This is a genomic window from Shewanella khirikhana, from assembly GCF_003957745.1.
GTDB lineage: Bacteria > Pseudomonadota > Gammaproteobacteria > Enterobacterales > Shewanellaceae > Shewanella > Shewanella khirikhana.
On sequence record NZ_CP020373.1, the window covers coordinates 3,819,196 to 3,832,462 of the forward strand.

At 57.5% G+C, this 13,267-nt stretch carries 13 protein-coding genes; 6 read left to right on the plus strand and 7 right to left on the minus strand.

Annotated elements, in window-relative coordinates; all coding sequences use genetic code 11:
* Positions 1-5: 5 nt before the first annotated feature.
* Complete coding sequence (locus tag STH12_RS16725; RefSeq protein ID WP_126168597.1) at positions 6-1,553, minus strand: AbgT family transporter; 1,548 nt, start codon at positions 1,551-1,553, stop codon at positions 6-8.
* Between the two features lie 196 nt (positions 1,554-1,749).
* Here STH12_RS16725 and ppnP point away from each other — a divergent pair, with 196 nt between their 5' ends.
* From ppnP to glnG, 4 genes are all read left to right on the plus strand, one after another.
* A complete protein-coding gene (ppnP, locus tag STH12_RS16730; protein ID WP_126168598.1) occupies positions 1,750-2,058 on the plus strand; it encodes a pyrimidine/purine nucleoside phosphorylase in 309 nt (102 codons plus the stop codon).
* 89 nt (positions 2,059-2,147) lie between these two features.
* A complete protein-coding gene (locus tag STH12_RS16735) occupies positions 2,148-2,681 on the plus strand; it encodes a DUF4124 domain-containing protein (protein ID WP_126168599.1) in 534 nt (177 codons plus the stop codon).
* Between the two features lie 127 nt (positions 2,682-2,808).
* Positions 2,809-3,855, plus strand: a complete 1,047-nt coding sequence (gene glnL, locus STH12_RS16740) for a nitrogen regulation protein NR(II) (protein WP_126168600.1) — start codon at positions 2,809-2,811, stop codon at positions 3,853-3,855.
* Positions 3,856-3,872: 17 nt separating this feature from the next.
* The gene (gene glnG, locus STH12_RS16745) at positions 3,873-5,285 is read left to right on the plus strand and encodes a nitrogen regulation protein NR(I) (protein WP_126168601.1); all 1,413 of its coding nucleotides are present in this window, start codon (positions 3,873-3,875) and stop codon (positions 5,283-5,285) included.
* 61 nt (positions 5,286-5,346) lie between these two features.
* Here the strand turns inward: glnG and STH12_RS16750 are convergent, their stop codons facing one another.
* The 5 genes from STH12_RS16750 to STH12_RS16770 form a co-directional block, all read right to left on the minus strand.
* On the minus strand, positions 5,347-5,892 hold the full coding sequence (locus STH12_RS16750) for a porin family protein (RefSeq protein WP_126168602.1): 546 nt from the start codon (positions 5,890-5,892) through the stop codon (positions 5,347-5,349).
* Positions 5,893-6,179: 287 nt separating this feature from the next.
* The gene (locus tag STH12_RS16755) at positions 6,180-6,557 is read right to left on the minus strand and encodes a SirB2 family protein (RefSeq protein WP_126168603.1); all 378 of its coding nucleotides are present in this window, start codon (positions 6,555-6,557) and stop codon (positions 6,180-6,182) included.
* 224 nt (positions 6,558-6,781) lie between these two features.
* Positions 6,782-7,351: a porin family protein gene (locus tag STH12_RS16760; protein ID WP_126168604.1), complete on the minus strand. Its 570-nt coding sequence runs from the start codon at positions 7,349-7,351 to the stop codon at positions 6,782-6,784.
* Between the two features lie 202 nt (positions 7,352-7,553).
* Positions 7,554-8,450, minus strand: coding sequence for a cation efflux pump FieF (gene fieF / locus STH12_RS16765; protein ID WP_126168605.1), 897 nt, complete (start codon positions 8,448-8,450; stop codon positions 7,554-7,556).
* A 122-nt stretch (positions 8,451-8,572) separates the two neighbouring features.
* Complete coding sequence (locus tag STH12_RS16770) at positions 8,573-9,079, minus strand: Spy/CpxP family protein refolding chaperone (RefSeq protein WP_126168606.1); 507 nt, start codon at positions 9,077-9,079, stop codon at positions 8,573-8,575.
* Between the two features lie 203 nt (positions 9,080-9,282).
* Between STH12_RS16770 and STH12_RS16775 the strand changes: the two genes are divergently transcribed.
* Both STH12_RS16775 and STH12_RS16780 read left to right on the plus strand, forming a co-directional pair.
* Positions 9,283-9,969, plus strand: a complete 687-nt coding sequence (locus STH12_RS16775) for a response regulator (RefSeq protein WP_126168607.1) — start codon at positions 9,283-9,285, stop codon at positions 9,967-9,969.
* Positions 9,966-11,327: an ATP-binding protein gene (locus tag STH12_RS16780; protein WP_126168608.1), complete on the plus strand. Its 1,362-nt coding sequence runs from the start codon at positions 9,966-9,968 to the stop codon at positions 11,325-11,327. Before STH12_RS16775 ends, STH12_RS16780 begins: the two co-directional genes overlap by 4 nt.
* A gap of 18 nt (positions 11,328-11,345) precedes the next feature.
* Here STH12_RS16780 and STH12_RS16785 read toward each other — a convergent pair whose 3' ends face one another.
* Positions 11,346-13,124 carry a sigma-54-dependent Fis family transcriptional regulator gene (locus STH12_RS16785; RefSeq protein WP_126168609.1) on the minus strand — a complete coding sequence of 593 codons (1,779 nt, stop codon included), beginning with the start codon at positions 13,122-13,124 and terminating at the stop codon, positions 11,346-11,348.
* Between the last annotated feature and the right edge of the window lie 143 nt (positions 13,125-13,267).

The window sequence follows — 13,267 nt, forward strand, 5'->3', positions numbered from 1 at the left end:
GTTGCCTACAGACCGTAGGTGTAGCTTGCCTGCAGGCCAAGCGGGAAGCCCAGGGTCCAGTACAGCAGCAGGAAGGCGGTCCAACCCACCAGGAACACCACCGAGAACGGCAGCATCATGGCAATCAGGGTGCCAATGCCGGTGTTTTTCACATACTTCTGGCAATAGACCACCACCAGCGGGAAGTAAGGCATCAGTGGGGTGATGATGTTAGAGCCTGAGTCGCCCACCCGGTAGGCCGCCTGGGTCAGGTCGGGGGAGATATTCAGCTGCATCAGCATGGGCACAAAAATGGGGCCCAGCAGCGCCCACTTGGCCGAGCTTGAGCCCACAAACAGGTTCACAAAGGCGGTGAGGAAGATGATGCCGACTATGGTCACCGCACTTGGCAGCGCCAACGCCTTAAGCACCTCGGCCCCTTCAATGGCCAGCAAAGCACCCAGATTAGACTGGCTGAAAGCGGCAATAAAGAGCGCACAGAAGAAGGCCATTACTATGTAATAGGCCATGCTGCCCATAGACTTGGACATGGCATCTATCATGTCCTTACTCTTTTTGAAGGTGCCCACGTAGAAGCCATACACGGCACCGGGGATCCAAAACAGCAGGAAAATCAGCGGCACTATCGATTGCATCAGGGGCGCGCTGAAGTCAGACAGATTACCACTCTTGGCCCTTAACGGAGAATCCGCCGGGCTTGCTGCCAGATACAGAAGCACCAGTCCAGCCACCATCACGGCTACGGCCAGCAAAAAACCCTGCTTCTCACGTGGGCCCGCCTCATCGAACTTGGGCAGGTTGGAAGTATCACCATCGATGGGGGTATTGGCCAGACGCGGCTCAATCACCTTGTCGGTGAGATACCAGCCCAGCAACACAATCAGCAGGCTCGACGCCGAAGCAAAAAACCAGTTGTTGAGCGGGTTGATGGCGATTTCCGGGTCGATGATTTGCGCCGCGCTCTGGGTAAAGCTTTGCAGCAAGGGATCCAGCCCTGAGGGCACAAAGTTGGCGCCAAAACCGCCGGACACCCCGGCAAAAGCCGCGGCAATGCCCGCCAGCGGGTGGCGCCCCATGGCGTAGAAAATCACCCCGGCGAGCGGGATCACCAGCACGTAACCTGCATCGGTGGCGGTGTGGCTGACGATGGCAATCAGGATAATGGATGGCGTGAGCAGCTTGGCCGGTGTCACCTTGAGCATCATCTTCAGGCCGGTATTGATAAAGCCCGAATGCTCGGCAACCCCAACCCCCAGCATGGCCACCAGCACCACACCCAGCGGGGCGAACGAGGTAAAGGTTTTCACCATATTGGCCAGAAAGCCCGCCAACGCATCGCCGGTCAGCAGGTTATGCACCACTATGGCCTCGCCGGTGCGCGGGTCGATGGCGCTGAACTCGAAGCGGGAAAACACCGCCGACAACACCCAAATCAGCATCATGGCCATTAAAAATATCACCGCCGGATCCGGCAGTTTATTCCCGGCCTTTTCTATGCCATTCAAAAATTTGCCTAGCAGGCCCCCACCATTGGCGGCGCTGGTTGTGTTCATGCCCTTGCTCCCCAGAACTTGTTTTCGTTTTGTTAAACCCGCCATCCTATGCCACGGCGATGAATTACAACTTAAGGAAAGCCTACAGCCCTGCCACATGCCAACTTTCAGCCCGGCACCCTTCATCAAATTTTTCATTGGCCCCGGGGCGGCTTCAACTTTATATTCATAAAAAACAACTGACAGGAGACAGCTGATGAAGGTTCTGGAAAACGTAAACGTCGCACTGAAGGCCAACGTGTATTTCGATGGCAAGGTCACCAGCCGGGCCATTTATGTGGGCGGCGAGAAACAAACCATAGGCGTAGTACTGCCTGGCGAATATGAGTTTTCCACCACCCAGCCGGAAAAAATGCAGGTACTGAGCGGTCAATTCGATGTACTGCTGCCGGGCGCAAGCGAGTGGAAGCCCTACGCCGAAGGCAGCACCTTCGACCTGGACGCCGATGTCAGCTTCTCAATTCGCACCCAGGAAGTGTCCGAATACCTGTGTAGCTACCTGTAATCAATCCAGGGCGCGGGAAATCAGAATCCCATGATTTTCCGCGCAAAAAGCGCTATCTTTAGCCAAGACTTACCCAAGGGATACCGACGATGAAACAGCTTTCTCTGCTTGCCCTGCTCGCCCTGTGCCTGACTGCTCAGGCCGCCGTATACAAATGGGTTGATAAGGATGGCAAGGTCCATTACAGCGACAAGCCACAGGAAAATGCCGAAGTGGTTGATCTGAAAGAGACCTCAGCCAATCAAATTCGTATGGAAATTCCCGCCGCCGTCCCCCGCAGCGACAAGCCCGAGGCTATCGAGTACCAGATAAGCATACTGTCGCCCGACCAAGACGCCACGATTCGCGACAACGACGGCAACTTTGATGTCAGCGCCAACGTTACCCCCGACAAACCTACCAATGCCCTGTGGGTGCTGCGCATCGATGGCAAGGTCTGGGAAGACCCGCTGGATGTTCCGCTCTTTAAAGTCAAAGGCATAGACAGAGGCGAGCACAGCATTGAAGTTCAGCTGATAGCCCGAAATGGCAAAGTGATTGCATCCAGTGAACCCAGAACCCTGTTTTTGCACCGCACCAGCGTGCTGCAGCAACCCAAGGCGGTTCCACTTTCGGGCAATTGAAGTAAAAACAATAAAAATAACAAAAAGTTAACCATAGCCCACCCATCGCCTCGGGTCCATGCTGCCGCTTGCGGGATGCACCATTTTGGTGCACCATGTTGGTGCAAGCCCTGTCAGGAAAGGCCCGATGGATACACATAACCTGCTCAATCACCTGGTGACCGCTGTGATGGTCATCGACGCTGGCCTCAGGCCCTGCTTTGCCAATGCCGCGGCAGAGCAGTTGCTTGGCACAGGCAGCCACCGCCTGACCGAACAAACCCTGACCGATATCTTCCAGCTTCAGGAGGTACCGGCCAGCGTGCTGACCGATGCCGTGGCCGGCGGCCAGGGGCTGACGGTCAACACCGCCACCCTGATTGGTTTCGACGGTCAGCAGCACACGGTGGATCTCACGCTTATTCCACTGGAAAACCAACCAGGCCTGAGTCTGCTGGAGCTGCGTCAGGTCGATCAGCAGCGCCGTATTCACCAGCAACTGAGCCAGGATGCCCAGCAGCAAGCGGCCCAGTTTCTGGTGCGAAACCTCGCCCACGAAATCAAAAACCCTCTCGGCGGCCTGCGCGGCGCCGCCCAGCTGCTTGCCCGCGAACTGGATGACCCGTCGCTGAAAGAATTTACCAACCTGATCATCGAGCAGGCCGACCGCATGCGCACCCTGGTCGACAAGCTGTTGGGACCGCAAAAGCCCACCGCGCACCTGCCGCAAAATATCCACGAAGTGGTGCAAAAGGTGCTGAAACTGGTGGAGCTGTCGGCCCCCGGCAATATTCATATTCGCCGCGACTACGACCCTTCCATACCCGATATCGATATGGATGCGGATCAGTTGCAGCAGGCGCTGCTCAACATAGTGCAAAACGCGGTACAGGCGCTGGAAAAACAGGGCGGCACCGTCACGGTGCGCACACGCACCGATCATCAGGTCACCATAGGCTCGCAGCGGCACAAACTGGTGCTGACGCTGTCGGTCATTGACGATGGCCCGGGTATTCCCCCTGAGCTGATGGATACCCTGTTTTATCCCATGGTTACAGGTCGCGAACAGGGGTCGGGGCTTGGGCTCTCGATTGCCCACAATATTGCCCGGCTGCACGGCGGCCGCATCGACTGCGATTCTGCGCCGGGTCACACCCAGTTTGTGCTCACCCTGCCCATTAAAACCGGCAAATAGGCCAACAAGGAGACGTCATGAGTATCAGTGAACAGGTTTGGATCCTCGACGACGACAGCTCGATTCGTTGGGTGCTGGAAAAGGCGCTCAAGAGCGCCCGCATCACCAGCGCCAGCTTCGCTGCGGCCGAGTCGCTGTGGCAGGCGCTGGAGCTGAGCCAACCGCTGGTGATAGTGTCCGATATCCGTATGCCGGGCACCGATGGCCTTACGCTGCTGGAGCGCATCGGCCTGCATTACCCCCACATTCCGGTCATCATAATGACCGCCCACTCGGATCTCGACAGCGCCGTGGCCGCTTATCAGTCCGGTGCCTTTGAGTATCTGCCCAAGCCATTCGATATCGATGAAGCCATCGCCCTGGTGGAGCGCGCCCTGACCCACGCCAGCGAGCAGTCGCCCCAAAGCATTGCCAGCGAGCCCATTAAGGCGCCGGAAATCATTGGCGAGGCACCAGCAATGCAGGAGGTGTTTCGCGCCATCGGTCGCCTATCGCGCTCCTCTATCAGCGTGCTGATTAACGGCCAGTCGGGCACGGGTAAAGAGTTGGTGGCCGGCGCGCTGCACAAACACAGCCCCCGTAAAGACAAGCCCTTTATCGCGCTGAATATGGCCGCCATTCCCAAGGACTTGATTGAATCCGAGCTGTTCGGCCATGAGAAGGGTGCCTTTACCGGCGCCGCTGGGGTACGTCAGGGCCGCTTCGAGCAGGCCAACGGCGGCACCCTGTTTTTGGATGAAATCGGCGATATGCCGCTGGATGTGCAGACCCGTCTTTTACGGGTTCTGGCCGACGGCCAGTTTTACCGGGTGGGGGGCCACTCGCCGGTGCAGGTGGACGTGCGCATTATCGCCGCCACCCACCAGGACCTGGAACGGCTGGTGCAGCAAGGTCAGTTCCGTGAGGATTTGTTCCACCGCCTGAACGTGATCCGGGTACATCTGCCACCGCTTCGGGAACGCCGCGAAGACATTCCCCAGCTGGCACGGCACTTTTTGGCGGCCGCCGCCCGCGAGATTGGCGTGGAAGCCAAAATCCTCGCCAAAGACACCGCCCTGAAACTGCAGCACCTGCCCTGGCCGGGAAACGTGCGTCAGCTGGAAAACACCTGCCGCTGGCTCACTGTGATGGCCTCCGGTCAGGAAATCCTGCCCCAGGACTTACCGCCGGAGCTGCTGAAAGAGCCAAGCTCGACAGCGGCCATCTCCGCCGGTGATGGAAACTGGGAGAGTGCGCTGCGTGACATGGTCGACCGCCGTCTCGGCGAAGGCGAGTCGGATCTTTTGGCCGATATGCAGCCCACCTTCGAGCGCATCATGCTCGAAGTCGCGCTCAAGCACACCCAGGGCCATAAACAGGAAGCCGCCCGCCGCCTCGGCTGGGGCCGCAATACTCTTACCCGCAAGCTAAAAGAGCTGGAGATGGAGTAGTCCATTTGGGCATTAAAAAAGGACGCGTGCTGCGTCCTTTTTTATTACGTGGGAAGCTCGTTTAAAAGCGCCAGTGCAAGCCAACACCATAGTGGTCCATGCGGGTGTTGGCGAAGTAGTTGGTCAGCTCATCGTGCTCAGGCTCAATTTCGCTGAACTCGTAAAACACCCGCAGCGCCATGTTTTCGGTCAGGGTCACGTCCACCCCGGCACCCAGCAGATAACCTGTGCCCTGATAATCGTCATCGTAGCCGCTGTCGCTGGTAATCACCTGATACACCAAGCCACCCTTGAGATACACAGTGACCGCATCCGTAAAGGCATGGCGCACTGTGGGTGCAAAGGTCAGGCCCACCACCTGCAAATCGGCGCCATCGACAAAGCTGTCGGTGCCGAACACGCTGGTTTCAAGACCAAAGCTTGGATTGAAGTTATAACCACCGTAGGCGCCAAGGCCCCAGGCCGACTCGTCGAAGGGACCAATTTTGTCATCCAGATTGGTGTTGGCAACATAGCCACCGGCGTAGAAACCGAGATCTTTGGCGGCGAAGGCTGGAGTGGCTGCACCGAGCAGCATGGCGGCAATAAGCAGAGGTTTGAGTTTCATCATGTTCCCTTTGTATGTGGTTTTGCTGCTCTGAGCGGCAGTTAGCATAGCCCCGTTTTCCGGCCGATAACTTGATCTCATTGAAAAGCCAGCAACATCCTTGGTTGTAGGACGCTATCTTAACGTCAAACTTTCGTTAACAGAAGCAAGATTAGTGCGCAGTCGACTTGCCGCGGTTAACACCACAATCAAGGCCCGCGAACGGGCCCATCGGGAAAGGTGCAAATGAGTCCCGTACTTGCTCCGGGTGAGCTTACAGCGGACAGAAGCAAGGCACAGTTTGCGACTTAGCCAAGCAGCAGCGCACTGTGGCTTTTGGCAATGATCATCATAAGTACAAAACACACAGCCGCGGCGCCGGTAAGCACCAGGCGCTGATTATCCGGCGCCCCCGGGCGGATAGCAGCAATGCCAAGGCCCACGTAAAGCACAAACAGCACCAGCTTTTCGGTCAGCCAGGCCTGAGCCACAGGATACATGCCCAGCAACAGGCACAGCGCTATGGCGCTGAGCAGCATCAGTAAGGTGATGAGTTTATGGGCCTTGAGTGCCAGCGCCTGTTGCAACATGGCGGGCTTTTTCAGCCCCCAGTAGCAACGCAGCAGCAAACTGGCAAAGGCAACAAAAGCTAAAATAACGTGGGCTTTCAATAAAATGGGGTACATGACTTTCCTTTATTATCAGTGTTTGAAAAACGCTCGTTTAAATTAGCTTATGCCGATGTGCACAAGCCTTGATCTGTGTCAAATATTTAAAACACTTGTGAAGAAAATCACATCAAGGAATGCCGGTGGCCAATGAAAATGAAAAAGGACGCCGAAGCGTCCTTTTTCATACCATCCCTGGTCGGGACTTTCACTGCAACACTGAGATCAGAACTGGCCTGAAATCAGAACTGGTAGTGCAGACCCAGAGCAATTTGCGAAATATCGACGTTATCGAGCTTACCGCCGTAGTTTTCGCCTTCGAACCAGTAAGAATCGTCATCCAGATCGCCACGGGTGCGATCGTAGCTCAGACGCAGGTTCAGGTTGTCGGTCAGGGCAGCATTTACACCCACACCCCAGGTTACGCCCCAACCGGTGAAGTCACGGTCGAATGGACCATAGTCAACCACAACGGCCATAGAGGCTACACCCACCTTGGCAAAGGCAGAGAAGGTGTCGTTGAAGTGGTAAGTAAACTTAGGGGCAAAGGTCAGGGCACCGGCGCCGATGTCTACGCCATCTTCACCCAGATCGCCACTGGCAAACAGGTTGGCTTCCAGACCAAACCACTCGTTGAAGTTGTAACCGCCGTAAGCGCCAAAGCCCACGCCGTCGCTTGAACCTTCACCGTCACCGGAAGCTTTCACCTGGTTCAGGGCGCCGCCCACGTAAAAACCGGTTTTATCGGTTTCAGCCATGGCTGCACCGCTAACCATCATCGCCACCAGGGCAGCTACTTTCAGCTTGTTCATCCTGCGTTCCTTTTCACGACTCAAATGTATGTAAGACAGGAAGCACTATGTGGGGATATCCCTGAACAAAGGCTGAATGTATCAATAGGTTACCGCAAAACTGGTAAACAATGGCGCACAAATGTTAACCCGCGAAACCGCCGTTACCACCCAGAGCAAAATCCGGATTACATCGGCAACACTCCGGCTACAGCACGCTTGCTTATACCGGGTCCTGGTGGATGATGATTTCCGATTCGGGAAAATCGGCACGGATACGCGCCGCAGTGGCATCCGACAGGGTATGAGCTTCCCGCAGCGGCAAATTGCCATCCAGCTCCAGATGCAGCTGAATAAAAATCGTCTGACCGGCCTGACGGGTCTTGAGATCATGCACGCCGCGCACCCGGACATCCTGAGTGGCAAGCTTGATGATATTGTCCCGGGTGGCCTCGTCCAATTCGCGGTCAAGCAGCGACTGGATAGAGCGATAGCCCAGACCAAAGGCCTGCTGCCCGATATAAAGCGCAATCAGCAGCGCAAATAATCCATCGGCCCACCAGAGGCCATACTGGGCCAGCACCAGCGCCAGCAGCACGGCGCCATTGAGGAATAAATCCGATTTATAGTGCAGCGAATCGGCTTCCACCACAGTGCTGCCGGTCGCCGCCAAAGCACGCTTTTGCAGCATTACCAATGCCAGGGTAAGCGCAATGGCAATTATCGAGACCCAAATGCCCACAGCCGCATGCGCCAGAGGTTCGGGATTGAGCAGCCTATCGCTGCCGTGGAACAGCAGCAAAAAGGCCGAGCCGAGAATAAAGGCCGACTGCGCCAGCGACGCCAGCGGCTCTGCCTTACCATGGCCGTGCCTGTGCTCATCATCGGCGGGCATCAGCGCATAACGAATGGCAATAAAGTTAATGATGGAGGCCAAGGCATCGGCGAAGGAGTCGGTGAGCGATGCCAGCATACTGGCGGAGCCTGACCACAGCCAGGCGAGCAGCTTAATCAGGATCAGGGTAAATGCGGTGGCCACAGCGGCGCGGCTGGCCAGCTTGACCCAGAAGGCATAGTCTTTTTCGACCTTGGCGTTATCTGATGTTGAAGGGCTGGACATAAAAAAGAACCACTCTGGACAGGTGGTTCTCTTATAACAGATTTTTGTATTCCTTGCCCGTCAGCGGTCGGGAAACGCAACTTGAGTCAAACTCAGGTGCTCAGGGCAAGGGATAGCGCGCCTTAAAACGAATCTTCTCGCTCTTTTCGACGCTCTTCACGTCGCTCTTCGCGCTCTTTGCGCTTTTGATCAAAGCGAGTCTGAAATTTGGCCTTTTGCTCCGGCGTCAGCACCTGATAAATCTCGTGCTGCAACTTCATGGCTTCCAGCGCGCGGGCTTCACCCTGCGCCTGACGCTCGGCAATCAGAGCCTTGGCCGCGGCTTCGTCAAAACGCTCGGCATTCATCAGGGCCATCATTTTGTCGTGGTGGGCGCTGCGGGCCGCATCGTCTTTGCCTTCACGCTGTGCCTTGCGATCTTCTTTGTGGGCCTTCATCAGCTCACGGATTTGGGTCTTTTGCTCGTCGGTCAGATCCAGACCACGGAACATGTGGCGCATCTTTTCCATCATCATGGGGCCGCGCTCACCGTGACCTTCATGGTAAGGATTGGCCATGGCAGCAGTACCGCCAAGCAGAGCACCGGATACCATCAGAGCAATAACACCACGCTTCATTAATTTGTTCATAACTCACCTCGCTGTGAATAGTGGGAGTGGCTGTTTCGACGGTTTCCAGTGTACCCAGGTCAATGTCAAGGAGGATGCAAGGCGGGTAAAAGAATGTAAAGATGAGCGCATTTACACAGACTTACAAAGCCACGCCACTGCTTGACGCCCATCGGCGTATACTGAGTCGCAGGCGTACACGGGGGATGTATCCCGGAGGTTTGATGAATCATTTGTTGCTTATCGATGACGATACCGGGCTGTCTGAGCTGCTCAAAGAGCTGCTCGAACTTGAGGGGTTCAACCTGACTCTGGCCCACGACGGCGCAGAGGGGCTGGCCAAGGCCAAAGCCGATGAGTTCGACCTTATTCTGCTGGACGTAATGCTGCCCAAACTCAATGGTTTTGAAGTGCTTAAGCAGCTCAGAATGCACAAACACACACCTGTGCTGATGCTCACCGCCCGCGGGGATGATATTGACCGCGTGGTTGGACTCGAAATTGGCGCCGATGATTACCTGCCCAAGCCCTTTAACGATCGCGAGCTGATTGCCCGTATTCGCGCCATTCTGCGCCGCAGCCAATTGGCAGGCGGCCAAACTGCGGCGGCCGAGGGTATTCAGGTGGGTGATCTGCGCCTCGACCCCAGCCGTCAGGAGGCCTGGTGCAGCGACGCGCTGATAAGCCTCACCGGCACCGAGTTTGCGCTGTTATTGCAGTTGGCCGGCAAGGCCGGCGAGCTGGTCACCAAGGACAGCCTCAGCGAAACCGTGCTTGGCAAACGGCTGATGCCCTTTGACCGCAGCCTCGATATGCATCTGTCGAACCTGCGCAAAAAGCTGCCCGAGCGCAGCGACGGTCGCCCTCGGGTGAAAACCATCCGCGGCAAAGGATACATCTGGCTCACATGAACAGCACCAGCCTGCCCAATCGCCTCTTTATCAAGTTGCTGCTCGGCTTTTGGCTGTGCAGCTCTGTAGTGCTGGTTGCCGTTGGCAGCCTGCCGCTGCTGCAACAGCGGCAGGAGTCCGCGCCGGTTCCACGGGAGCTGTTTCAGGCGCTCGAACGGGTGGCCCAGGCCATTGAAGCAGACCCTGAACTGATGAATCCGGAGCGGCTGCGACGCTGGGAGCGCTCACGCCACGCCGACGGTAAACCGATGCGCATTTTCATCACCGGTGAAGAAGGACGCATTCTTGGGGAGCGACAACCCCGCTCTCTGCGCAAATTTATCCTGCTCGCCGAAGAAGCCGAGCGCCCCATCATGTACCAGTTCCGCGATGAAATGGTGTTCGGCCCCAAAGAGTTCCATGTCGACGGTAAGGAATACCGCCTCTATGGCCGGGTGCCGGGGCAACATCCTCGGCCACTGTTCCTGTTTTTTATCGAGCACAAGCTGCTGACCCTGGGGCTGGCGGTGTTGGTCTCGGGTCTCCTGTGCGGCCTGTTGGCCTGGCACCTTGGCAGACCGCTTAAAGTATTGAAACAGAGCGCTGATGCCCTGGCGCGGGGAGACCTTGGCAGCCGGGTCGATGCGGCCACCCTGAATCGCCGTGATGAACTCGGCCAGCTTGGGCATGCCTTCAACGCCATGGCAGAAGCCATTGAGCAGCAGGTTAACAATCAGCAGCGGCTGATGGGGGACATCAGCCACGAGCTGCGCACCCCACTGACCCGGCTGCAACTGGCGCTGGCACTGGCGCGCAAGCGCGGTCAGGATAGCAATGAGCTAAGCCGTATTGCCCACGAGGCCGAGCAGCTCGATGCCCTGATAGCCGAGCTGCTGACCCTCTCCCGGGTGACCATGGGTGCCACCGAAGCCAAAGTTGACTGCGAACTTGCCGAGACCCTCGGCCAGGTATTGGATGATGCGGAGTTTGAAGCCAGCGAGTGTGGCAAACATCTGGCCATTGAAATGGACGACAATCTGCGCCTGAGCCACTCCCCCAAGTTGCTGGCGCGGGCGGTGGAAAATCTGCTGCGTAACGCCATCCGCTACGCCAAGCTGCAGGTCAGTCTGACGGTGGCAGACTCGTCAAATGAGGTTGAGATCCAAATCTGCGACGATGGCCCCGGCGTGGCGGAAGCCGAACTCGAAGCCATCTTCCGTCCTTTTTATCGCACCGATAAATCCCGCGAGCGTGAAAGTGGCGGCTGGGGGCTTGGCCTTGCCATTACCGCGGCGGCCATCGAAGCCCAGGGCGGCAGTATTAGCGCCCACAACAGGCCAACCGGCGGCCTGTGCGTCGCGATTCGCTTGCCGCGTTAGCTTGCGAGCGGCTCTGAGCTAACTGTCGGTGCGCTTAAGGCTGCGGTAAATCAGATTGCGGCTTACCCCAAGGCGGCGGGCCGCTTCACTGATATTGCCATTGCACTCAGAGAGCGTTGCCTGAATACGGCCATCAAGCTCAGCCTTAAGGCTAGACTCAGAAGCTGGTTGCCCCTCCTGGCCCTGCATCAGCGCCCGCCTGTGGGCATCACTCAAATGCGTCTGACTCAGTTCGAACACCCCTTCTGCCATCAGGCAAGCCACTTGCATCAGGTTATCCAGCTCCCGAAGGTTGCCCGGCCAGCCATAGGCCTCCAGCAATGCCAGTAACTGCGGGCACAGCCGCTGCTCATCCCCCGGCGGATTGAACCGGTACTGGCGGTGAAGCTTGTGGATCAGCCGCGATTTATCGGCCCTCTGCCTCAATGGCGGCAGGCTCACCTGCAAACCGTTGAGGCGAAAATACAGGTCTTCACGAAAACGGCCATCACGCACCATGGCGGCCAAATCCATGTGGGTGGCGGCCACCACCTGAATGTCCACCCTGTGGCTTTTAAGGCCGCCCACCGGAGTCACTTCCCGCTCCTGCAGTACCCTTAGCAACCTGCCCTGGGCCGCCAGCGGCAACTCACCGATTTCATCCAGAAACAGAAAACCGCCATCGGCCTGACGCACCTTGCCAAGGTGCCCCTGACGCGCCGCCCCGGTAAAGGCACCGCCCTGATAACCAAAGAGCTCGGCCTCAATCAGCTCGGCGGGCAAGGCGGCACAGTTAACCGCCACCAGCTCGCCATCGAGGCGACTGTCCTGATACAGCTGGCGCACAAAGTGCTCTTTGCCCACCCCGGTTTCGCCTTGCACCAACAATGGAATTTTGCGGCTGATGACCTTGCGCGCCTGCTGCCAGGCGGTTTCCAGCTGAGGGTCGTGGAATCGCAGCGGCTTGATGCCGTGCAACCCGCTGGCTTTATTGGTTTGAATCGACAAGGCCCCCTCGCCAATCGCCGAGGTGGCCAGATGCAGCTCACCGCGGGGGCACAGCGCCTGCTGCGCCTGCCAGTCATCTCCCAGCAGCTCACCCAGCGCCATGCCGGGCGAGGCGCCGCCCAGATACTGGCGTGCCATGGGGTTTAGCCCAAGCAAACGGCCATCGTCATCGGCAATCAGAATGCCCTGCCAGCCGGAACTGAGCAGTTGCCGACTGGCGGCCAAATCCACCCGAAAACGGCCACCGGGCAGGGCGCACAGAAGCGCCGTTTCCACCTGCTGCGCCAAACTGGAGATAAGCAATAAGGTTTGTTGATTGTGCTTGAGCCGCTCGGAAGTGATATCGAGGGCGCCAATCAGCTCGCCGGACGGCGAAAAAATCGGGCTGGCGGTGCAGCTCATAAAGCGGTGCGGGCGGCAAAAGTGCTGCTCGCCCACCACCGACAGGGCTTCTTTGGCCTTAAGCGCTGTGCCTATGGCATTGGTGCCCTTGTGCTCTTCGAGCCAATTTACGCCGCAGTCCAGCGCCACATTGGCGAGCCGATCAGAATAACGTGACAGCCCCCAGTGGCGCAGCACGAAGCCTTCGGCGTCGGATAAAATCAGCCGGCTGTCGGTGTGGGCCATCAGACGGGTAAACAGCGGCAGGGCTTCGGATTCCACCAGCGCTATCAGCTGACGGTGGCGCTCACAGCGCTCATCCAGTTCGACCCGGGAGAGCTTAAGTTCTCCCGGACGGGTTTCACTGAGACCGGCGCCTTCACTGCGGCGCCACGAATCGGCAAGCCAGGGCTGAATGGCAGATTTCATCTGTGTGCTCCTGTGTTCCGTTTCGGCACAATCACTTACAACAACTGTACCAAGGCGCAACAATACGACTTCGGTCGCCACGCCACTCCCTTGGCCGACCCGCAGCTGCGTATATTCGAAAATAAGATTTTCATCATACTGTT